A 22,138-nucleotide genomic window follows, 5' to 3' on the forward strand; every position below is an offset into this window, starting at 1 on the left:
TACGCACCTACTCCCAAAAGCAAGTACTTACTTTATTTTATTACAAAAAAATATTTATTTAAATGTATCCGATTCCTTAGTTAAATTGTATAATATATCACGTTTGTTTGCAAGTATTTTGTTTTTATTCACAAATCCTTATTAATTTGAGACATGACTTCGCAGTAGATTAGGCTTATACTAAAGCTATTAATTGTATAGGAGATGGTGAGATGTCTTTTGCAGTTCCATACTTAGTTTTTAACGGAGAAGGTCAAGATGCGCTAACATTTTATGCAGATGTGTTTCAAGCTGAAATTACAAGCGTTCAGCGTTTTAAAGAGATGAACAATTTTGATGGCGATGCTGTTTTTGGTGAGCGATTGATGCATAGTCGTTTAGCAAAAAACGGCGAAGAATTTATTTATATTACCGATGCGCCTTATGATGGTTTTACAATTGGCAATCGGGTGACGATTCTTATTAATTTTGAGTCTGAGAATGATATTAAGTATGCCTATGAAGCTTTGAGTACTGATGGAAAAGTGGAAATGGAATTGCAAGTAGCGTTCTGGGGTTCGACCTATGCGCAAGTGACGGACCGGTTTGGGGTGTTTTGGCAGCTTAATTTTGGGTGAGATTTAGAAAACCAGTTATGCCGTGTTTGGTGGGTAACTGGTTTTTGATTTGAATAGGAAATGTATTCTAATTTACTCATAAGTTGTTAGTAATTCTGTAATCCAATTCTAATAGCGCCTCTTCAACATCTTCTTTTAATCTTGAATTAGTTTTATAAGACTCAATAATTGTTCTGTAATCTTTTTTTCCAGAATTTCCTAATAAACTTAATATATAACTTAAACACTCATCATTAAATTCATTTAAATGCTTTACAACAGGACTTAAGTTAATTGATTTTTCAACAAAAGGCGCTTTTGACCCTTCTAGCATTGCATCAAGTATGGATTGTTTAATGTCTAAATCATTCTGTTTTACAACTTGCTTAGCTAAGTTATTGACTATTTTTAAAGCAGTATTATCTGGTATATCCCCATAATCTAAAGTATCTCGGATAAAACCAATCGCTTCCAATTTATCCCGTTTACTTTTCTTTGGATCATTTAGTACAGTTAACCAATCCATTTCAAACTCACCTTCTTATAAAAGTTTAAATCATGTTTTTTAAATAGGAGATTTCTTCCTCTGTCCATTTTTTGTGAACTAGAGCATCTAGTTTTTTTAATCCTTCAAATGTATTAGCCCATTCATCTGAACTTTTTACTGAAGCGATATTCCATGAAGGGCCATTTATCATTTCCAATAATTCATTTCTTAGATTCTTTGACATAGCATAAATGTCTTCATCAATTATACCTTCAGCTTCCAATCGATCTAACGTATAAGGACTTAAATAGGCTACTATATCACCTAAAAAAACTTCAAAAATATAATTATAAAGTTCTTCGTCACTCATAATTTTTATGTCTTTTCTTACTTTTAAACTATTTAAAAAACCATTAAATGAATCTCCTACTGTTAATTGTTTCATATTTACCACCTTTATTTTATTATTACTAAAGTTGCTCCATCATCTAATTTTGTAATATCGCTTCGTTAACTTTTATCTCTCTCATCTCGGTGGTTCCTCTTTATGTCTAGTTTTGCACTCTTTCATTATAGCACCAGCAACGCTTTCCTTTTGTGAGCGTTTTGTGAACCTCTTTGTATAAATATAGCCAACTAAAGAACAACTTAGTGCATTTTTTGAGTTTACCTTTCAAACAACATAGCAACTACAAAAAAACAGCTATTCTCTACTTTACTAAGCAGAAAATAACTGTTTTTAGTTTATAATTCTAACCCAGCAATCACATTCTTAGCATCTGTCATCATCTCTTCGATAACATCTTTACAAGGTTTGATTTCTGTGATTAAACCAGCGATTTGACCGGCCATGACAGAACCGTTGTCTGTGTCGCCTTCTTGTACTGCTTTTCGTAAAGAACCTAAAGTTAGCTCTTCTAACGTGTCGCGATCGGCGTTTTCTTCTTCTAAACGGATATATTCTTTGATCATTTTGTTTTTAATCGAGCGAACTGGTGCGCCTGCTTTTCGGCCGGTAACCATTGTGTCGCGGTCAGAGGCTTTGATTACAGCTGCTTTGAAATCTGGGTGAACTGGGCATTCATCGGTTGCTAGGAAGCGTGTGCCGATTTGGACACCTTTTGCACCTAGGGCTAGGGCTGCGGCGATTCCGCGACCGTCGGCAATTCCGCCTGCGCCAATGACTGGGATAGTAACAGCATCCACGATTTGAGGTAGAAGCGCCATTGTTGTTGTTTCGCCAACATGTCCGCCTGCTTCTGTTCCTTCTGCGATAACTGCATCTGCGCCCATTTTTTCCATGCGTTTAGCAATCATCACGGATGGGACAACAGGGATTACGATAATTCCAACTTCTTTCCAAATTGGCATGAACGTTTTTGGCGTTCCCGCTCCGGTTGTAACGATTCCTACTTTTTCTTCAATAATTACTTCGGTTAATTCGGCAATATTGGTCATCATTAGCATTAAGTTAACGCCAAATGGTTTATCTGTCAGTGCTTTTGTTTTTTGGATTTCTTCGCGAAGCATATCAGCAGTCATTCCGCCTGAAGCGATAATTCCTAAACCTCCTGCGTTGGATACAGCTGCGACAAGTGGAGCTTTAGCAATTTGCGCCATGGCACCTTGGATAATCGGATATTTAATATTTAATAAGTTCGTAATGGACATCTTTTTCCTCCTGCGTTCTTGTTTGTTTTATCACATTTCAGTATATCAAAAAACAGCCCTATAAACTAGAGCTGTTTTTCGTCATTAATTGGACTCTTCCGCATCCACTGCAAGTAAGACACAGCCAGTTATTCCAGCGTCATCTTCTAGTTTTGGTGGAACGATATACTCATCTAAGTCTGGCAATTGCACATAATTGTTTACGAGTGCTTTTAATTTTTGACGGACAAGTGGGAAAAGTTGGCGCTGTTTCATTACGCCACCACCTAAGACGATTCTTTCAGGGGATAGGATAAGCGTATAATTCATTAAAGCTTGAGCGATATAATGCGCTTCTAAATTCCAAACTTCCTCATTATCCGCGAGTTCTGCTGCTTTTTGACCCCAACGTTTTTCAATCGCGCCACCTGCTGCAAGGCCTTCTAAACAGTCGCTATGGCTTGGACAGCTGCCTGTGAAACGGTCGCGCTTATGACGGCGCACCATAATATGCCCCATTTCTGGGTGAGAGAAACCTTCGAGAATTTTCCCAGCGACAACTGCTCCGCCACCAATTCCAGTTCCAATAGTTAAGTAAATACAACTATCCAAACCTGCTGCTGCGCCTAGGTTTACTTCACCTAAAGCGGCTGCATTAACGTCCGTTGTAAAACCGATTGGGACATTAAATTCTTTTTTCATAGCGCCAACGATATCATAATTGCGCCATGCTAGTTTTGGTGTTTGCGTGATGTAACCGTATGTAGCACTTGATTTCCGAATATCGATTGGTCCAAACGAGCCAATTCCGATTGCTTTTAATTCATCTTCATACTGTTTGAAAAATTGAATGACTGCTTTCATTGTTTCTGCTGGTTCCGTTGTCGGATAGCTCGCGCGTTTAATAATTTTCCCTGATTTTTCTCCAATCGCTACGACAAACTTAGTTCCACCTGCTTCAATTGCTCCATAAACCATTCAAAAAACTTCCCTTCGCGTAAGTTTTATAACGCTTTCATTTTACAATAGTTTTTCGGGAAAAGAAACTTGTTTTCTAAAAACTTATCAATTTAATTCTAATTACCTAATTTGACAGATATTTAATCATAAAATTTTACTTCTTAAAAATCCACTTAACTAGTCGGGCATATTCATTAAAGAAAGCGGGGATTTCGGCCGGATTTATCCCGTATTCCATATTATTTTTAATCCCTTCATTGTACCATTTTTGCAGCTCGTATCCGCGTTTAAAATAGCCCCAGACAGACTTTCCTTCTGAACTTAACGCATATTTGACAGAGGTTAAATTATCTAATTTATCCGCCACGATTAATGCTTTTTCTTCTAAGTTTCCAGTGCGCACCTGTTCAATCGTATGCGCTTTTCGTTCTTCCCACGATAACGTTTTATTCTCTGTATGAGAAGCTACTAAATCCGCAACAACATCGCCAAAAGTCGCGCGAATATCTTGATCCGTCATCTCCGTATCCTCAACGGCATCATGCAGCAAACCAGCGACAACAACTTCTTCACGGAAACCAGCACGGCGCAAAATTCTCGCTACATTCAAAGGGTGTGAAAAATAAGGCTCGCCAGTAATTTTGCGAACTTGTCCACTATGCGCTTCGATCATCATTTGTCTCGCTTTTTCATACATAAAAAGAAGCCTCCACTCAGAATCTATGTCTATACTATACAAGATTCGAGCGAGGCTTTCTAGTTTTTTAATTGTAAAAAGTAATTTCACGACCATTCAAATCTTGCACTGGTCGACTTGTATTGCCAATTGCTTTTTCAAATTCAGTGAAATCTTCTTGGCCAAGCGTCTTCGCATTTTTTAAAACAATCCAAGTTACGCCTTCCACGGTTGGTGGTGTTGTCCGTGAACCTTGGTACGTATAGAAAACACGCTCTTCTGGCATAAATTCATTCACATCTAAAGTAATTTCCCGTTCTGTTTCAAAATCAGCAAACACTTCTGGGAAATAGGTTGGTAAATTTTTGAATTCGACATTATTTGTATTATCAATATCCATCCAAGCACTCATTACAAGCGTTGTGCCGTCTGGTTTTTCGTGTACAAAATGCCATTCAATTGGATACATATAACCGTCAAGCAAATGCTCTGCCGGAATATGCGCATGAAACGATACAAGCGGATAATACTCGCCGTTAAAGCGTAACCCTTGTTCTTTATCATGCGGAAAAACATGTACCGATTGCTCAATTCTTCTAATCGTATAGTCTGTTTCTTTATAGTAAAATTTCATTGTTGATGGTTTTAATTTTACAACGTCAGCTTGTTCAACATTTACTGGCGATTGAGCCTTTCCAGTATGTGCGATTTCAAAGTCAGAACAGATATGCCCCCACATTTCTGGTCCAGTCTTTTCATCGTAACCCCATAACACTTTCTCCTTTGTCATAACCATTTCTCCTTTTCGAAAAAAATTGCGTAACATTATTTTAGCGGATAGCTGATCTATTCCACAAGTAATTTGCTTAATGTTCGTGTTTTGACTTGGGTGTGAACTTGCGTGAAGATACTGGTGGCTTTATTTCCGGTACATCTTAAACTCCAAAAATAATTCATTATAATACGACAGCATTCGTTTACCAAGGTTATCATATACTTCTAAATTATTCAGTTCGTCCATATCCGGATAAAAACGTTCGTCACTGGAAATTTCTTTTGGTAACAATTTAACCGCTTTTGCATTTGGTGTTGCGTAGCCGACATATTCGGCGTTAATTGCGGCATTTTCTGGTTTTAGCATGAAGTTAATAAATTTATGCGCGCCATCGACGTTTTTCGCCGTTTTAGGAATGACCATGTTATCGAACCATAAATTGGAACCGTCTTTTGGAATAACGTATTCTAAATCTTCATTTTCGCTTAGCATTTCCGCTGCTTCTCCGGAGAAAGTAACCGCGACTCCCGCTTCATTGTCCGCCATAAGAAGTTTAATCTCATCACCAACAATCGCTTTAACATTCGGCGTCATCGTTTCTAGTTTATCTCTGGCAGCTTGTAAGTGGGCTTTATTCGTATCATTCAACGAGTAACCTAGACTATTCAGCCCAAGCCCCATCACCTCACGAGCCCCGTCAATCAGCAAGATTTGGTTCTTCAACTCAGGATCAAATAATGCATTCCACGTATCGAAATTCTTATCCGGGAACATTTCTTTATTATAAATAATTCCAAGTGTTCCCCAGAAATACGGCATCGAATATTTATTATTATCATCAAACGACAAATCCATAAAACGCGGATCAAGGTATTTTTCATTTGGTAGTTTGGAATGATCAAGCGGAATTAGTAAATTTTCTTCTTTCATTTTACTGATCGCGTAATCACTTGGCACCGCAATATCAAAGGTCGTTCCACCTTGTTCAATTTTTGTCATCATCGCTTCATTAGAGTCAAATGTTTGGTAAATGACTTTGATACCTGTTTCTTCTTCAAATTTAGTGATGAGCGATGGATCAATGTAATCGCCCCAGTTATAAATCGTCAGCGTATTACTCCCAGCGTAGCCCTCCGAACGGTTCATCGTCGTTGCAAGTAGCATCATTAGGAGCGCGACAACAATTACTGGTACAAAAATTTTCAGCAGTTGCTTCATTCTTTCGTCGCCCCCGTCCGAATATTTTTACTTGTATTGCGTTGGTTAATAAAGTAATAACCGATCACGAGAATAATCGTGAATAGGAAAATTAGTGTCGATAAAGCATTGATAGAAAGCGAAATCCCTTGTCTTGCACGGGAATAAATTTCTACGGCTAAAGTCGAGAAACCATTTCCTGTTACAAAGAAAGTGACCGCAAAATCATCTAGCGAGTATGTCAACGCCATGAAAAATCCAGCTAGAACGCCTGGCATAATATACGGCAGAATCACTTTTGAAAGAACTTGCCACTGGCTCGCACCTAAATCGCGTGCCGCATCCATTAACGTCGGGCTCATTTCTTGCAACTTCGGCAAAATCATCAACACGACAATCGGAATACTAAAGGCAATATGCGAAACAAGTACGGAGATAAAGCCTAATTTCACACCTAAAATCGTGAAGAAAATCAAGAAACTAGCACCGATAATAACATCCGGACTAACAATCAACACATTATTCAAACTTAAAAGCGAGTTTTTCGCGAATGGTTTTGGCATAAATTTAATCGCCAACGCCCCGCAAACCCCAATAATAGTCGCAATCACAGAAGAAAGTAGCGCAATCACAAACGTATTTAGCACGATAATCAGTAAACGCGTATCTTGGAAAACTTCCTTATAATATCCAAGCGTGAAGCCGCTAAAGTTATGCATCGTGCCGCCTTTATTAAACGAGTAAAAAATCAAATAGAAAATCGGCGCATATAAAATCACAAAAACAAGCACTAAATAAATTGTACCCCATTTACTTTTCTTCATTTACGCGCACCTCTTTTCTTTTTCGAACCTGTTAGGAACATTATTAAAATCATCGCGATAATTAAAAATACGCCAATCGTCGAGCCCATTCCCCAGTCTTGCGTGACAAGGAAATGTTCTTCAATCGCTGTTCCGAGCGTAATCACACGGTTTCCCGCAATCAATCGAGTAATCATAAAGAGTGATAACGCTGGAATAAAAACAGCCTGACACCCTGATTTTACGCCGTCAGCAGTGAGTGGAAAAATTACTCGTCTAAACGTCGTCAAACTTGATGCACCTAAGTCGCGCGATGCTTGAATCAACGTTGGATTAATTTCCTCAATCGCATTAAAAATCGGTAAAATCATAAACGGAATAAAAATATAAGTCGATACAAATAAGAAACTAAAATCGGTAAATAAAATCTGTTTCGAACCAATTCCGATAATTTCTAAAAACTGATTCGCCGCCCCGTATGTGCCAAAAATCCCAATAAAGGCATACGCTTTAAGCAACAAATTTATCCAAGTCGGCAAAATAATCAGCAATAGCCAAAGTTGTTTATGCTTTAGTTTCGTTAACAAGTAAGCCGTTGGGTACGAAATCAGCAGTGTGAAAACCGTAATTAAAAACGCATACCAGAACGAACTCGCCGTCATTTTTAAATAGACAGGGGTGAAAAAGTGAATATAATTATCTACAGTAAAATTGCCGTCAACATCAAAAAACGAATAATACACAATCAATAAAATCGGTGCAACAACAAAAAGTAAAATCCAAAGAACATAAGGAACAAGATAAACTGTACGGGTGCGTCTATTCATTACTGCACCTCATCGTAGCTATCAAGCCGCTTATCGAATTCTTCCTCCGTTTCCCCGAGACGCATAACATGAATTGCCTCTGGTTCAAACGCTAAGCCAATCTTATCACCCACACGAACTTTTCTCGTTGTGTGAACAAGCCATTCATTTCCATCAATATCGATACACCCTACTTCATAATGCACACCGCGGAACAGCATCCAATCAACCGTTACTTGCAGTTGGCCTTTTTCAGCTGAAGTAATCTCTAAATCTTCTGGACGGATAACTACTTCCACGACTTCATTTGGACGGAAACCTTGGTCGACACATTCAAAACGTCTTTCCACAAATTCCACTTCGAAATCTTGAATCATTTTGCCATTAACAATGTTGGATTCGCCGATAAAATCTGCGACAAATTTATTAATTGGCTCGTCGTAAATATCAATCGGTGTCCCACTTTGTTGAATTTCACCTTTATTGAGTACAAAAATTTCATCGCTCATTGCAAGTGCTTCTTCTTGGTCATGCGTTACAAAGATAAATGTAATTCCAAGACGTTTTTGCAAGTCGCGTAGTTCATATTGCATTTCTGTGCGTAGTTTTAAATCAAGTGCTGATAGTGGCTCATCAAGCAAAATAACTTCTGGTTCATTGACGATTGCTCGCGCGATTGCGACACGTTGTCTTTGTCCGCCAGACATTTCGCTAATTTCTCTTTTTTCGTAGCCTTTTAAGTTAACAAAGCGCAAAGCTTCTTTTACTTTTTCGTCAATTGCTTCTTTTTTCAACTTTTTAATACGAAGTCCAAAAGCAACATTTTCGTACACGTTTAAATGCGGAAATAAAGCATAATCTTGGAAAACGGTATTTACCGGCCGTTTGTTGGCTGGAATTTGGTTAATTACTTTTTCACCAAGGAAAATTTGTCCTTCTGAAGCTTCTAAAAAACCGGCGATTAAGCGTAAAATAGTTGTTTTACCGCAACCAGATGGGCCGAGCAAAGTATAAAATTTCCCTTTTTCTATTTCAAAGCTGACATTGTCAAGCACTGGTGGATCATTATCAAATTGTTTTGTTACATTTTCAAAACGAATAATTGTTTCTGTCACAATCATTTACCTCCCTTATAAATATGAATCTGTCGCTACTAAGATGAGTGTTGCTTGTTCATTTGATCGATTAATAATTTGGTGCTCATCTGCGGCGTGAAAATAAATAGCTTCTCCTTTTTTGGCTAGATACTCATTTCGACCAAGTATCACGGTCACTTCCCCTTTTAGCACATAGGCAAAAGTTTCTGAAAGTGATGGCTCGAAGCTTTTAAAACAACTGTTTGCCTCTATTTCAAGCAGCACTGGCTCCATTTCTTTTTCGTTCGATTCTGGAACGAGCCACTTAATTCTGTATCCTTTTTCTTCATCTTCAAAGAAAGTATGCTCTAGTTCTCCGTAAATTACTTTTTGATTATGTTCTTCTTCATCAAAAAAATCTTTCGGAGTGGAACCTAACACTTCCAAAATAGCAAATAACGTTTCAATAGAAGGAGAACTTAAATCTCGTTCTAGCTGAGAAATATATCCTTTCGTCAAATCCGTCCGTTCGCCTAATTCTTCTTGCGTCAAATTCTTACTGAGCCTCAGATTTTTTATGCGTTTGCCAATTTCCATGTCGATGTCCTTTCTTTCAAGTTTAGTGATAGTAAACCTCAAGTCACAGAAGTTTACTAATATTAAACACAAAGTTTACTTACAGCAAGCTACATTATACAACAAAGCTGCCATATGAACAATAGTTTTTTCGATTTTTTCTACGATAGACATGGTTTGATTTTAGTGCTAGAATTTTGTTATAAAATCAACGTAGGCGGACAAACATTCATGAAAAAATATTGCTTTTCGAAAAATAATCTCAATCTATCTACAGTCATCTTAATCGTTATGTTTATCTGTGCTTTGATTACTTTCTTGGTTCTCGCAATTACGCTGCATATGCGCTGGGAATTTTTTGCTTTTCTTTTCGCATTCGCCACCACCACAGTTTTCTTTCTCAAACGATTTTTTCCTGGTGACATTTCTGTTAGTGAAGAAGCGTTCTATTATAAAGAAAAACCGTACCCCTATAGCGAATATATTATCGAATGCGATGCAAAACTAATTCGCTTTAAAGGCGCATCGAGAGCATTACCCTACTATCGAATCGTTATCATAAGTAGAGACACTCGTGCGGAAAAACTTATTCGAGTCTATAATGCCGCGCGTAAATATAATGATGGTGAAAAGCATTTGCAAGAAAAAATGGAAGAACTACGTAATCAACTCGAGCACTATCAATCTTAACTAAAACATCTTAGGTGGTACACAAATATGAAAAACTATCCTTTCTTCAAATATAATATGAATATCAAAACATTTTTTACATTCATTGTTGGCTTGGCTATTATTGGCATTGGATTTTACATTCTTGCTACTTTTGAGTCGTTGCGTATTTGGCCATTTATCGGTATCTATGTTGTCTTTAGTCTATATATTATCTGTGTCAGCAGTACTTATTTCAATGGGACTGTTTCTATTAATAATCGCTCGCTATTTTATAAAAGAGGATTTGTGGATAAAAAATATCCTTTTAGCCAATATATGCTGGAATGTGATACGAAATTGCACGGTCGGACGATTTCATTTCTGCCCTATTACACAATAAGCATTCTCAACTTAGAAACTGGTCAAGAGCAAAAAATTAAGCTTCGTAATGCGGCTATCGTTTTAAATAATGGCAGAAAAAATTTCCATTTAGAAATAGAAAACCTTGCTGAAGATTTGAAAAAAATTTCATCCTAAATAAAAATCCCTAAGAACGATGCATGGTTCTTAGGGATTTTCTGTTACTCTATAAAATCATCATATAAATACGTTTCTATCATATTTAAATTTTGGCGTAGTTCCCGGGCTAAGTCTCTGGAAATTCCGCCTTTTTCAAACATATTTTGAATAATATCGCGTTCTAATTGGAAAGCCACTACTTGGACTTCGCGTTTCTTTTGTTCGAATTTCGCGCGTTTGCCTCGTGGACTATGTTCTTTTCTAACACGTTCTAAAAACATCGTATGTTCGGTAATTAGTGGCCCAATAATATCGGCATTTTCATCTGTTAATTGTTCTTTGAGTTTAGAAATAATCAGTATTTCATTTTCTTCTCTTAATTTACGAATCGCTTGGAAACGTTCGCTATCTTTAGAAATACCTTTTTTCACTTTATGGGTTATTTTGCCCCATTTTTTCGGGTGAATGACAAGCATGCCTAGACGATAAAGAAACATCCATGCGGTTTTAATTTTTGTTCGGAATCGTTGTTTAATCGCTTGTTCCATCATATTAAGATAATGCTGGTACCGGTAGCTATCCGTTGCAACAATGAGTCCTTCATCGGTCATTTTTTGCGTATTTTCGCGTTCCCACTGGATAATTTCTAACCGTTTAGCGCGCTCTCTTTCGTCCATCCCCCGATTGGATTGACTATTTTGCTGCAAGTCATAAATCCGTCTTCGGTAGTCTTCAATCACTTCATCTGTTGCTGCTTTCGTTTCTGGCAATGTTTGTTCTTTTAATTCACGAATAACATTTCTAAGAATCCGAATTCGTGTCGCTATTTCCGCTCGTTCATCCTCGGTTGTCACTTCTTCACTTTTGGCAAGTAACGGTAAAATGAATGTCGCAATGACTAGCGTACAAAGAATAACACCAGATGCAATAAAAATAATCAGTGAGCGTTGCGGAAACAGTGAACCGTCATCTAAGAAAAACGGAATCGCGAGCGCACTGGCAAGCGTAACTGCTCCTCGAACACCAGAAAGTGATGTTAAAATTACTGGCCTAATCTTCGGAAATTGTGTCTTTTTATTTTGCTTCTGTCGCTGTTTCGCCCCGATGCTCCACGAGATATACACCCAGATAAAACGCAGTATAATCAGCGCAGCCGTTATCGATAAAATATACGCCATTACTTGTAAATTGCTGCTACCGGAATCGTTCCATACAACTTCTGTAATTGCAGGAAGCTGCGTACCTAGCAGTAAAAATACTAACCCATTTAAAACGAAAATGATTACTGACCAAGTACTTTGCGAAACGACATTTAATTTTACCAATTGCGGATCCATTTTCTTTTGTTCCATTGAGTGCATAATTCCAGCCGCAACTACCGCTAAAATGCCTGAAACATGAAATTCCTCTGCAACTAAATAAATAATAAAAGGCGTCAAAATTTGGATTAACATATGGAACGTAACGTCTTCCATTCCCAGGCCTCGAACCCATTTTAACAGTCTGAATTTCAACCAACTTAGTGCTAACCCAACTAAAATACCGCCGATTGCAATCACAAAAAAGCTAATGCTCGCGTCCATTAAACTGAAAACACCAGTAACCATCGCCGCTATCGCAAATTGGAACGCAACTAAGCCAGAAGCATCATTAATAAGCGCTTCTCCTTCAAGCAAATTCATAATCCGTTTTGGCAAATTTATTCGTCCGGAAAGTGAGCTTACTGCTACTGCATCAGTTGGCGCAAGAGCTGCTGCAAGAGCAAACGCCGCCGCAAGTGGAATTGTCGGAATCATCCAATGAACAAAATAACCAATCACCACAACCGTTGCAAACACAAGGCCAAGCGCAAGGACCAAAATCGGCATTCGCATTCCCCAAAGTGCTGCTTTATCCGTCTGTCTTCCGTCATTAAATAATAAAGGCGCAATAAACATCACAAGAAAAAGTTCCGGATTGAGTTTTAAATCAAAAGTAATCGGCATAATCGCGATAATCACACCTAGGCCGATTTGAATCAGTGGTACGGATACAAAAGGCACAAATCGGTTTAATAAATTAGAAATAAAAATTGCAACTAGTAATGCTAAAACATATAAAAATATCTCCAATATGTATCGTCCCCTCTCCTTTTTCTTCTATATTATTATGAAGCAAAATAGATTATCCCGCAAATATAAAACAGCTTTATTTCTTTGCATCCATCCCATTCGCAAAGAAATAAAGCTAATTATGAAGTTACTTTTCTTTCTCTTTTTTGTACTTATCAATTTGATCATTTAAGTTTTTCATTTTTTCATCTAAATGCGTAATAATTCGTGCGGCGTCTTGCAATTCATTGACGAGTTCCTCAGGCGCTTCCTGCTGATATTTGTAGTAAATTTTATGCTCCAAGCTCGCCCAAAAATCCATCGCAACTGTCCGAATTTGAATTTCCACCGTCATTTTCTCTGAACGATTTGTCAGGAAAACAGGTACTTCGCAAAGTAAATGCAAGCTCCGATAGCCATTCGGTTTCGGATTGGTTACATAATCCTTCACTCGTTTAATCGTAATATCACTTTGTCCAGCAAGCATCTCGTGAATTCTAAAAATATCTGATACAAAGGAACAAGTAATCCGAATACCCGCAATATCATGTACATATTTGAGCGCGTTTTCCGGTGTAATATCAACCTGCTTCTTTTCTAATTTTGCTCCGATACTTTCCAGTGATTTCACTCGCGATTTCAAATGTTCCATTGGATTATAATCATGAATAAATTGAAATTCTTCATTCAATATTTTAAGTTTCGTGTTCACTTCTTCTAGCGCAAAACGGTGAAGTAGCATAACATTTCGCCAGTTTTTCAGTTCATCAACTGAGGGTTGTTCCATGATGACACTCCTTCCATATGTATAAACTTCCTATTCCATGTTACTACAAAACCGAGGTCAGTGTAACTATATGTCTAAAGTTTCACCACATTCTCATGAAATTTTCATAAAAAAGCCTAGAATAAAAATTTACTCTAGGCTTCTCTTCTATTATAAAGTTACTGGGCAACTAATGACCTCATCTTTATCCGTTACAAGCAACAGATTGCAGTTATAATACTGGCCATCACTTTTTAAAATCAGTGTTTTTTGCGTGTCATCATAATCAATAATCAACGCTTCTTCTAAAAAAATTTCCGTCCAACGTTTAATAAGCACTGGGCCAATGTTGGATTCAATTTCGTCGTCTTCGGCGGTTTTCTCTTCTACTAATCGAAGTGTAAAAATACCACTATTTTCACAAGAACAGCCTTCCGTATCATAATACAAATGCAACTGCCCTTCTAAATTCGATCGTAGTGCATCAAGCCGATTCTTGGCGTTCTCTGTAAATGTTATATACATAACTAATCACCTCTAACTCTATTATACACCTAGCCTGGCGCGATTTCCCATCCTCTGCTCACACACGATAAATTTCACAAGTTGGCATTTTGGTTTTCACTCATTTGCGTGGTATGATAGGTTTGTATGTACAAAGGGGGAGAAACACGCAGATGACCGCTTATCCAAAATTCGATGTTATTTTAAAAGCATTAAATTTGTCTAGCGTAGGAGTAATTATTACAGATCCTGAGCAAAAAGATAATCCCATCATTTTTGTGAACAACGGGTTTGAAAATATTACTGGTTATGCGAAAGAAGAAGCTATTGGCTCCAATTGTCACTTTTTGCAAGGAGATGATACTGACAAAGAAGAGGTTGCAAAAATCCGTCAAGCCATAGACCAAAAATCCACTGCGAATGTTTTACTAAAAAATTACCGAAAAGATGGCACTTCTTTTATGAATGAGCTTACGATTGAACCGATTTACGATGATAATGAACATTTGTATTTTGTTGGTATTCAAAAAGACGTGACGAACGAACATGATTATCAGCTGGAACTCGAAAAATCGTTACGTGAAATCGAGAAACTCTCCACACCGATTGTCCCGATTAAAGAAAATATTTGTGTACTGCCACTAATTGGTTCTTTAACACATGACCGTTTTCAGCATATGTCGGAATATGTAAGCGAATATATGGATCATGGTAAGGAAGACTATTTAATTATGGATCTTTCTGGCCTAGCTGAATTTAACGAAGACGCCGTGATGAACCTCGTGAAATTCCATGGCTTTATGAAATTAACTGGTGTCGAACTCATTATCACCGGTATTTCGCCCAAATTCGCGATGACTTTAATTCGCTACGAAGAAAGTCTAGCCAGCCTAACTACTTACAGCACTATCAAAGAAGCACTACAATTTTACTAAAACGTATTGCAAAATAGCCCATTTTCCGTTATTATGGGTAAATAATCAAATATAAACCCTCATCCAAATGGTGAGGTAGAGGTTGCGAGACACACTAGTAATTTTTTCGAGGCGAAACAAAGACGCCACTGACAAAAAATGAACAGGTTGATCGCCGAAGTGACTATTTTCTCTTTGTTTAGAAATAGTTGTTGGGACAGTTTCCTAAAGGGGCTGGACTGCTATAAGAATTTGTCGAAATTTCTTATAGGTGTGCTATCTGACAAAATGATGTTGGTAAAATACGTAACAGCCAATTTCTTGCAGATTGGCTGTTTTTGCGCACTTCCTCTGATAAAAGAAAGGGAGATTAATAGTGAAAAAAGAAACACACGGCGAAATACGTCGTGACTTAAAAACAAGGCATCTCTCCATGATAGCCATTGGTGGTTCGATTGGAACAGGATTATTTTTAGCAAGTGGAAATGCGATTCATACCGCCGGACCTGGTGGAGCATTAGTTGCTTATATCGCAATCGGAATTATGGTGTACTTTTTAATGACGAGTTTGGGAGAAATGGCTACGTATATGCCGGTTTCCGGTTCGTTTAGTACGTATGCTAGTCGGTTTGTTGACCCGGCTTTCGGTTTTGCACTTGGGTGGAATTATTGGTTTAACTGGGCGATTACGCTGGCGGTCGATATTTCCACAGCGGCGATTATTGTTCAATTTTGGTTACCGAACACCCCTGCTTGGTTATGGAGCGCGATTTTCTTAATTTTGATTTTCGGTTTAAATGCACTATCGGTAAAAGCTTACGGGGAATCGGAATATTGGTTCTCGATTATTAAAGTAGCTACTGTCATTATTTTCCTTATCGTCGGTGTGCTAACGATTGTCGGAATTCTTGGCGGCGAAGCCATCGGTTTTTCTAACTTTACTGCTGGCGATGCCCCATTCAAAGGTGGATTTTTCGCGATATTAGGTACGTTCTTGATTGCCGGATTTTCTTTCCAAGGGACGGAAATGGTTGGGATTGCGGCTGGTGAAAGTGCTACTCCAGAAACTAGCGTGCCAAAAGCGATTAAACAAGTTTTCTGGCGGATTTTGTTATTTTACATTTTCGCGATTTTCATTATCGGGATGATTATTCCTTATACTAATCCTAATTTACTTAGTGCTGAGGCGACGGATGTGGCAATTAGTCCATTTACGCTCGTTTTTGAAAAAGCTGGCCTTGCGTTCGCGGCTTCGGTGATGAACGCGGTTATTCTAACTTCTGTGCTATCCGCTGGTAACTCAGGTCTTTACGCTTCAACAAGGATGCTTTGGGCAATGGCTCGTGATAAAAAAGCACCTCGTTTCTTAGGAAAAGTAAACCGTCGTGGTATTCCGATGGCGGCTTTAATCGTCACTACGATTGTTGGCGCGATGACGTTCATTACAACGCTCACTGAAAATGGTACTGTGATTTATACGTGGTTGCTATCAGCGTCCGGTTTAACTGGATTTATCGCTTGGGTTGGAATCGCGGTCAGTCATTACCGGTTCCGAAAAGCTTTTGTTAAACAAGGTCATGACCTAAACGAACTAAAATATAAAGCGAAATTCTTCCCATTCGGTCCAATTTTAGCGCTGATTTTATGTATTTTAGTTATTGTTGGTCAGGATTACGCGGCGTTTTTAAAACCAGAATTTACCAATGTGGCTTGGTGGCAAAAAATCGGTATTTCTTATATCGGCCTCCCTATTTTCCTCGTTTTCTGGTTATCGTATAAATTTACCAATAAAACAAAAGTCATTCCACTGGAAGACTGCAAATTTGATCAAAAATAAAAAAACATCTCTTGTTCATTCATTTTTACTTGAATGATACAGGAGATGTTTTTATTTGCTCTTTTTCAGCAAGGTTTCTACTTTTTTATTAAGGCGAATTAAGTCTTCTATTTCATTTTCGGAAAGATTTTCAAACACTTTCATCATTGCTTTGTACATAAAAGCGTTTGCAGTGGAGCGTTTTGATAAGTCTTCTCCTTTTTTTGAGAGCTTCAATTTTAAATCCATGCTGTCACTTGGAATTGTTTTATTTAATTTTACCACTAAACCTAGGCTAATTAACCCGTCCACATTCGCTGCTGCAGAGCTTCCCGTGATGATTAATCGTTTCGTTAGATCTGCCACCGAAATTCCTGGTGTGCTGTAAATCACATTTATCATCGCAAGTTGCTGAATGGTTAGTCCTAAACTCGCCGCGTTTTGATCGGCATATCCCGCTGAAATCCGTTGAATCGACCAATACGTCTTTAATAGTTCACTAATATTTTCTGTATCTGTATTAATTCCTACCATCATCCAACCTCCTCTTTTAACCTATTCTACGCACTTTGGCAGAAAAACTCAATCATATTTACGAAAAAAATATATTTGCATTACGTTTTAATAGTTGCTTATTAAAAGTAAGTGTGATATAGTTTATTCATAAACAGTTAAGCAATTGCTTTTCTAAGGCGTAAAAGTATTTTTTCAAAGGTTTAAGCTTAATTGATTTAGGCTAGATTATAAGAGAATGCTTTTATAAAAAAACATATTTGGAGGAATGAAACAATGACAGTAGAAAAATGGAACGTAGACCCAGCGCATAGTTCAATCGAATTTCAAGTAAAGCACATGATGGTATCAAAAGTAAAAGGTGCATTTAGCGATTTCACAGCAGACATCGAAATGGATCCAGAAGATTTAACATCGGCAAAATTAAACTTCTCCGTTGCAGCTGCTTCTGTTGACACTCGCCAAGCTCAACGTGATGGTCACTTGAAAAGCGAAGACTTCTTTAATGTAGAAAAATATCCAAACGTTACTTTCACTGCAACAAAAATCACTGCTGATGGTGATGATGAATACGTAGTGACTGGTGACTTAACTATTCGCGACGTAACTAAACCTCTTACACTAGAAGTAAGCTACGAAGGAACTGGAAAAGATCCAAACACTGGTAACATGGTAGCTGGCTTTGAAGCAAAAGGTAAATTCAACCGCAAAGACTTTGGCCTTAATTACAATGCTGCGTTAGAAACTGGTGGCGTACTTATCGGTGACGAAGTAAAATTAAACATCCAAATCGAAGCAAGCAAATAATAAAAAAAACTACGAATAGGCTAGCTATTCGTAGTTTTTTTTGTAGCTTTATTCGCCCTTTTAAGCTAAAATAGTTCTATTGTTTAAAAAGGGGGCTAACATCGCTATGGAAAATAAACAAAATGGACAGCTAGGCGGAATCATCGCTGGAGCTCTCGCTTACGTATGTTGGGGCGTTCTTCCAATTTACTGGAAGCTAGTTACAAATGTTCCACCAATGGAGATTTTGGCCTATAGAATTATTTGGTCTTTTATTTTTATGCTATTTTTGATCGTTTGTTTGCGAAAAGCCTCGATGGTTTTTCAAGAAACAAAAGATGTGTTGCTTAAACCAAAAACGCTTATCGCCATTATCGCGGCGGCTTTTTTAGTTACAGCAAACTGGTATTTATTCATTTACACGGTGAATAGTGGTCATGTAACGGAAGCAAGTCTTGGTTACTACATAAATCCACTTGTAAACGTACTTCTAGCAACGGTTATTTTAAAAGAGCGATTAAGTCGTGGGGAAATTATCGCCGTTATTTCTGCAACTATCGGTGTCTTGATTCTTACTTGGCATCTTGGTTCCGTTCCTTGGGCGGCAATCGGTATGGCCGTGACGTTCTCGCTTTACGGGCTGATTAAAAAGGTTGTTTCCGTTTCTGTCTGGACTGGCTTAACACTTGAGACGATGATTATTACACCATTCGCGCTCATTTATGTGGTCTTTTTCGCAACAAATGGATTAATGCAATACGCAGCGCAAACCAATGTTATTTTAGTCGGTGCTGGTGTCGTCACAGCTATCCCGCTACTTTTATTTGCCACAGCCGCGAAGAAAATCAGCTACACGATGGTCGGCTTTTTGCAATATATCGGACCAACGTTAATGCTCGCACTCGGCGTCTTACTATTCAAAGAAAGTTTCGATCATATCCAATTATTCGCCTTTATGTTCATTTGGCTAGCACTGATTATCTTCACGATTTCCCACATTTATTCCGCAGCCAAAATTAAACAACTAGCAAATGCAGCAAAAAAATAAATGTTTTCCGGCCCCCTCTTTCGGGAATAATTCTTCTATCAAGCGAGAATCTATTCCATAAAAATGAATAGGGGGCTTTTTTTATGAAAATTGGTATCATTGGTGCTACGGGGCGAGCTGGTTCGAGAATTTTAGAAGAAGCGAAAAGCCGTGGTCACGAAGTCACAGCAATTGTTAGAAACGCCGGGAAAATCACACAAACACATAAAGATATTAATATTTTACAAAAAGATATTTTTGATTTAACACTTTCAGATTTAGCCGATCAAAATGTCATTGTCGATGCTTACGGGGTCAGTCCAGAAGAAGCAGAAAAACATGTTACTTCGCTTGATCATTTAATTTCTGTTTTAAATGGAACCGTTTCGCCGCGCTTACTTGTCGTTGGCGGAGCAGCTAGTCTGCAAGTTGACGAAGATGGCAATACCCTTTTAGAATCAAAAGGTCTTCGGGAAGCGCCGTATTATCCGACTGCAAGTGCGCAAGCGAAACAACTGGAACATTTAAAAGCACATAAAGCAGAGCTCAGTTGGACTTATATTAGCCCTTCTGCGATGTTTGAGCCGGGTGAACGTACTGGCGACTATCAATTAGGTCGAGATCATCTTTTATTTGATAGCGAGGGCAATAGTTTTATTAGTATGGAAGACTACGCGATTGCTGTTTTGGATGAAATCGAACGACCAAATCACTTAAATGAACGCTTTACAGTAGCTGGAAAATAACGCTAAAGTCGAAGGAGCAAAACGCTTCCTTCGACTTTTTTATGCGAAATAAAACTCCCAATTGGCAGAAAATTCCTGTATACTAGGGCTATATGCTAAAAAAGGGAGGAAAAAAATGGTTTTACTTGGTGCGCTAGTGAATGGGCTTGGGATTTTGGTTGGGTCTGTTCTTGGCATGAAATTACATAATATCCCTGAACGTATGAAAGATACTGTCATGAAAGGGATGGGTTTATCCGTTATCGTCCTTGGCATTCAAATGGCATTTAAAACGAGTAACTCGCTCATTGTCATTTTAAGTATTTGTTTTGGAGCCGTTATTGGGGAATGGCTTAATATAGATTTTCATCTGAATCAGCTTGGTCACTGGATTGAGCGTAAAGTCGGAGCAAAAGGAAAAAGTAATGTTTCGAAGGGATTTGTGACAGCGACGCTTATTTTCGTAATTGGCGCGATGGGTATTATCGGTGCGCTTGATAGTGGCATTCGTGGAAATCATGATGTCCTTTATACGAAATCGGTGATGGATGGATTTATCGCCCTGCTTCTTAGTACAACACTTGGTTGGGGCGTTATGCTCTCGGCTATTCCAGTATTTTTATTTGAAGGCATTATCGCGCTGTTCGCAACACAAATTAATCAATTCATTCCCGCCGATTTGATGGCACTGATAATCGAAGAACTCACTGCCACTGGCGGAATTATGATTTTGGCGATTGGTTTGAATCTGCTCGGTTTGACGAAAATCCGGGTCGCGAATTTGGTTCCAGGGATTGTGGTTGTTGCATTGATTGTGACGGGGATTTATTATTTTTAAAAGGAAAACAGAGATACGGTAATCTCTGTTTTTTTAGTTCCAGTTGAATAACATTTCCTTGTAAAATAAAAAACACCAACAACCCGAAAGTTGCTGGTGCATCCTAATTTAAAAGCTTACATTCCAGCCATGAAAAATGCTGTAGTTAATTCTTGCATGAATGCCACATCGTTTTGCATTTGCCATAAAGAATCATCTTTTGGATCTGCTTTTAGTTTAAGTGTAACTGTTTTTGGTTCTGATACTGCGCCTGCATTTTGAACAGCTTTCGTATAGATTTCCATTGTTTTTTCAGCCATTTTTTGATCATCTGTTGCAATAGATGGATCGGCTGTTACTGCTTTTGTTAATTCTTCTACTAGTTCTGCTTGAACGCCCTTCATATCAAGTCCTTTAACCGCAAATTGAATTTCTGGACTTTCTTTGTCGTCATTTGTTACTTTAGTAGTGTATGAAGTTTTTTCGTTTACTTGTTTGCGAAGTGCTTTATAGAAATCATCTACTTGCTTATCAATATTTACATCACTAGAAAAACTTGCTGCAAATGTGTTGATAAAGCTTTCTTTAAAGCCCTTTTCAAATTCTTTCTCGAATTTTGAACCGTCTTCACCGTATACATCTTTTATTTTATCTGTATCTTTGTTGTAAACTACGGCATTAACTGTAATTTCCCCTGCTTTTTTCGGTTCTACTCTTGATGGGCCACCACATGCACTTAAAACGAGTGCCATAGCAAGAACAAGAACCAGACTGAATAACCCTTTTTTCATTATTAAATCTCCCTTTCTTATTTGAATTCCATTTCATTGTACAGAACGAGAGATAAAATGCCAACTATTTTACAAAAAGTGTCATAATATGTACATAATTTCAAATAAACCGAGGTGAAAGACTTGAATAAAAAGACAAATGCGTGTCGGATTTTAGATAAACAGAAGGTTCATTATGAATTGCGTGAATATGCGTGGAGTGAAGACGCATTGGACGCGCTTCATGTTGCGTTAGAAACTGGGAATAATCCCGCGCAAATTTTTAAAACACTCGTCCTAACTGGGGATAAAACTGGAAATATTGTTGCGTGCATTCCGGCTGATAAAACCTTACATTTGAAGCATTTAGCAAAGATTAGTGGGAATAAAAAATGTGAACTGATTGCGGTAGATACACTAGAGAAGCTGACTGGTTATATTCGCGGTGGATGTTCTCCGATTGGCATGAAGAAATTGTTTCCAACTTTTGTTGATAGTAGTGCGGAATCGCTGGATACTATGCTAATTTCAGCCGGAAAAAGAGGACTGCAAATCGAACTTGCGCCAGCTGATTTGAAGAAGGTCGTTCGTGCGGAGTTTGCGATGATTACGGAAGGATAAAGAAGTTAATTTGCGAC

Annotated in this window: 26 protein-coding genes and 1 riboswitch; of the genes, 10 read left to right on the forward strand and 16 right to left on the reverse strand. The window is 38.0% G+C overall.

Features of this window, described 5'->3' with window-relative positions:
* Window positions 1-212 precede the first annotated feature (212 nt).
* A complete protein-coding gene (locus tag HCJ55_RS04695; RefSeq protein ID WP_185517223.1) occupies window positions 213-617 on the forward strand; it encodes a VOC family protein in 405 nt (134 codons plus the stop codon).
* 76 nt (window positions 618-693) lie between these two features.
* Here HCJ55_RS04695 and HCJ55_RS04700 read toward each other — a convergent pair whose 3' ends face one another.
* From HCJ55_RS04700 to HCJ55_RS04750, 11 genes are all read right to left on the reverse strand, one after another.
* Complete coding sequence (locus HCJ55_RS04700) at window positions 694-1,122, reverse strand: hypothetical protein (protein ID WP_185503826.1); 429 nt, start codon at window positions 1,120-1,122, stop codon at window positions 694-696.
* Between the two features lie 25 nt (window positions 1,123-1,147).
* Entirely contained in the window at window positions 1,148-1,528 is a 381-nt protein-coding gene (locus HCJ55_RS04705; protein ID WP_185502431.1) for a hypothetical protein, read from the reverse strand.
* Between the two features lie 299 nt (window positions 1,529-1,827).
* Window positions 1,828-2,754 carry a nitronate monooxygenase gene (locus tag HCJ55_RS04710; protein WP_185517226.1) on the reverse strand — a complete coding sequence of 309 codons (927 nt, stop codon included), beginning with the start codon at window positions 2,752-2,754 and terminating at the stop codon, window positions 1,828-1,830.
* Between the two features lie 84 nt (window positions 2,755-2,838).
* The gene (locus HCJ55_RS04715; protein ID WP_008947211.1) at window positions 2,839-3,711 is read right to left on the reverse strand and encodes an ROK family protein; all 873 of its coding nucleotides are present in this window, start codon (window positions 3,709-3,711) and stop codon (window positions 2,839-2,841) included.
* A gap of 136 nt (window positions 3,712-3,847) precedes the next feature.
* A complete protein-coding gene (locus HCJ55_RS04720; RefSeq protein WP_185517228.1) occupies window positions 3,848-4,390 on the reverse strand; it encodes an HD domain-containing protein in 543 nt (180 codons plus the stop codon).
* A 67-nt stretch (window positions 4,391-4,457) separates the two neighbouring features.
* Complete coding sequence (locus HCJ55_RS04725) at window positions 4,458-5,159, reverse strand: carbonic anhydrase (RefSeq protein ID WP_185517230.1); 702 nt, start codon at window positions 5,157-5,159, stop codon at window positions 4,458-4,460.
* Window positions 5,160-5,288: 129 nt separating this feature from the next.
* Window positions 5,289-6,362, reverse strand: coding sequence for an ABC transporter substrate-binding protein (locus HCJ55_RS04730; protein WP_185517232.1), 1,074 nt, complete (start codon window positions 6,360-6,362; stop codon window positions 5,289-5,291).
* Window positions 6,359-7,165 carry an ABC transporter permease gene (locus tag HCJ55_RS04735; RefSeq protein ID WP_003721373.1) on the reverse strand — a complete coding sequence of 269 codons (807 nt, stop codon included), beginning with the start codon at window positions 7,163-7,165 and terminating at the stop codon, window positions 6,359-6,361. Before HCJ55_RS04735 ends, HCJ55_RS04730 begins: the two co-directional genes overlap by 4 nt.
* Window positions 7,162-7,971 (reverse strand): ABC transporter permease, encoded by an 810-nt coding sequence (locus HCJ55_RS04740; RefSeq protein WP_003726404.1) that lies wholly within the window; start codon window positions 7,969-7,971, stop codon window positions 7,162-7,164. Before HCJ55_RS04740 ends, HCJ55_RS04735 begins: the two co-directional genes overlap by 4 nt.
* Window positions 7,971-9,065 carry an ABC transporter ATP-binding protein gene (locus tag HCJ55_RS04745; RefSeq protein ID WP_077286616.1) on the reverse strand — a complete coding sequence of 365 codons (1,095 nt, stop codon included), beginning with the start codon at window positions 9,063-9,065 and terminating at the stop codon, window positions 7,971-7,973. The genes HCJ55_RS04740 and HCJ55_RS04745 overlap by 1 nt, the downstream gene beginning before the upstream one ends.
* A gap of 15 nt (window positions 9,066-9,080) precedes the next feature.
* Complete coding sequence (locus HCJ55_RS04750) at window positions 9,081-9,623, reverse strand: helix-turn-helix domain-containing protein (protein ID WP_185517234.1); 543 nt, start codon at window positions 9,621-9,623, stop codon at window positions 9,081-9,083.
* 210 nt (window positions 9,624-9,833) lie between these two features.
* Between HCJ55_RS04750 and HCJ55_RS04755 the strand changes: the two genes are divergently transcribed.
* A complete protein-coding gene (locus HCJ55_RS04755) occupies window positions 9,834-10,292 on the forward strand; it encodes a hypothetical protein (protein WP_185517236.1) in 459 nt (152 codons plus the stop codon).
* A gap of 27 nt (window positions 10,293-10,319) precedes the next feature.
* Window positions 10,320-10,790 carry an isoleucine--tRNA ligase gene (locus HCJ55_RS04760; protein WP_185517238.1) on the forward strand — a complete coding sequence of 157 codons (471 nt, stop codon included), beginning with the start codon at window positions 10,320-10,322 and terminating at the stop codon, window positions 10,788-10,790.
* Window positions 10,791-10,834: 44 nt separating this feature from the next.
* Here the strand turns inward: HCJ55_RS04760 and HCJ55_RS04765 are convergent, their stop codons facing one another.
* The 3 genes from HCJ55_RS04765 to HCJ55_RS04775 form a co-directional block, all read right to left on the reverse strand.
* The gene (locus tag HCJ55_RS04765) at window positions 10,835-12,883 is read right to left on the reverse strand and encodes a Na+/H+ antiporter (protein ID WP_185517240.1); all 2,049 of its coding nucleotides are present in this window, start codon (window positions 12,881-12,883) and stop codon (window positions 10,835-10,837) included.
* 127 nt (window positions 12,884-13,010) lie between these two features.
* Complete coding sequence (locus HCJ55_RS04770) at window positions 13,011-13,649, reverse strand: GTP pyrophosphokinase (protein ID WP_008947202.1); 639 nt, start codon at window positions 13,647-13,649, stop codon at window positions 13,011-13,013.
* Between the two features lie 150 nt (window positions 13,650-13,799).
* Entirely contained in the window at window positions 13,800-14,153 is a 354-nt protein-coding gene (locus HCJ55_RS04775) for an iron-sulfur cluster biosynthesis family protein (RefSeq protein ID WP_185517242.1), read from the reverse strand.
* A 152-nt stretch (window positions 14,154-14,305) separates the two neighbouring features.
* On the opposite strand from HCJ55_RS04775, the gene ytvA reads away from it, so the two are divergent.
* Together ytvA and HCJ55_RS04785 are read left to right on the forward strand one after the other, a co-directional pair.
* The gene (ytvA, locus tag HCJ55_RS04780) at window positions 14,306-15,067 is read left to right on the forward strand and encodes a YtvA family blue-light photoreceptor (protein WP_008947200.1); all 762 of its coding nucleotides are present in this window, start codon (window positions 14,306-14,308) and stop codon (window positions 15,065-15,067) included.
* 68 nt (window positions 15,068-15,135) lie between these two features.
* A riboswitch (Lysine riboswitch) is annotated at window positions 15,136-15,333 on the forward strand.
* An 89-nt stretch (window positions 15,334-15,422) separates the two neighbouring features.
* Window positions 15,423-16,883, forward strand: coding sequence for an amino acid permease (locus HCJ55_RS04785; protein ID WP_185517244.1), 1,461 nt, complete (start codon window positions 15,423-15,425; stop codon window positions 16,881-16,883).
* Between the two features lie 51 nt (window positions 16,884-16,934).
* On the opposite strand, the gene HCJ55_RS04790 is transcribed toward HCJ55_RS04785, so the two are convergent.
* Window positions 16,935-17,396 (reverse strand): MarR family winged helix-turn-helix transcriptional regulator, encoded by a 462-nt coding sequence (locus HCJ55_RS04790; RefSeq protein WP_185502657.1) that lies wholly within the window; start codon window positions 17,394-17,396, stop codon window positions 16,935-16,937.
* A gap of 255 nt (window positions 17,397-17,651) precedes the next feature.
* Here HCJ55_RS04790 and HCJ55_RS04795 point away from each other — a divergent pair, with 255 nt between their 5' ends.
* From HCJ55_RS04795 to HCJ55_RS04810, 4 genes are all read left to right on the forward strand, one after another.
* A complete protein-coding gene (locus tag HCJ55_RS04795) occupies window positions 17,652-18,182 on the forward strand; it encodes a YceI family protein (RefSeq protein WP_185502422.1) in 531 nt (176 codons plus the stop codon).
* Window positions 18,183-18,288: 106 nt separating this feature from the next.
* Window positions 18,289-19,209: an EamA family transporter RarD gene (rarD, locus tag HCJ55_RS04800; RefSeq protein WP_008947195.1), complete on the forward strand. Its 921-nt coding sequence runs from the start codon at window positions 18,289-18,291 to the stop codon at window positions 19,207-19,209.
* Between the two features lie 83 nt (window positions 19,210-19,292).
* Window positions 19,293-19,934, forward strand: a complete 642-nt coding sequence (locus tag HCJ55_RS04805; protein WP_185517246.1) for an NAD(P)-dependent oxidoreductase — start codon at window positions 19,293-19,295, stop codon at window positions 19,932-19,934.
* 115 nt (window positions 19,935-20,049) lie between these two features.
* Window positions 20,050-20,751: a DUF554 domain-containing protein gene (locus tag HCJ55_RS04810; RefSeq protein WP_185517248.1), complete on the forward strand. Its 702-nt coding sequence runs from the start codon at window positions 20,050-20,052 to the stop codon at window positions 20,749-20,751.
* 116 nt (window positions 20,752-20,867) lie between these two features.
* Here HCJ55_RS04810 and HCJ55_RS04815 read toward each other — a convergent pair whose 3' ends face one another.
* Window positions 20,868-21,521, reverse strand: a complete 654-nt coding sequence (locus tag HCJ55_RS04815; RefSeq protein ID WP_008947192.1) for a DUF5105 domain-containing protein — start codon at window positions 21,519-21,521, stop codon at window positions 20,868-20,870.
* 123 nt (window positions 21,522-21,644) lie between these two features.
* Here HCJ55_RS04815 and ybaK point away from each other — a divergent pair, with 123 nt between their 5' ends.
* Entirely contained in the window at window positions 21,645-22,121 is a 477-nt protein-coding gene (ybaK, locus tag HCJ55_RS04820) for a Cys-tRNA(Pro) deacylase (protein WP_185517250.1), read from the forward strand.
* Window positions 22,122-22,138: the final 17 nt, after the last annotated feature.

It is taken from the genome of Listeria marthii, from assembly GCF_014227425.1.
Taxonomy (GTDB): Bacteria; Bacillota; Bacilli; order Lactobacillales; family Listeriaceae; genus Listeria; species Listeria marthii.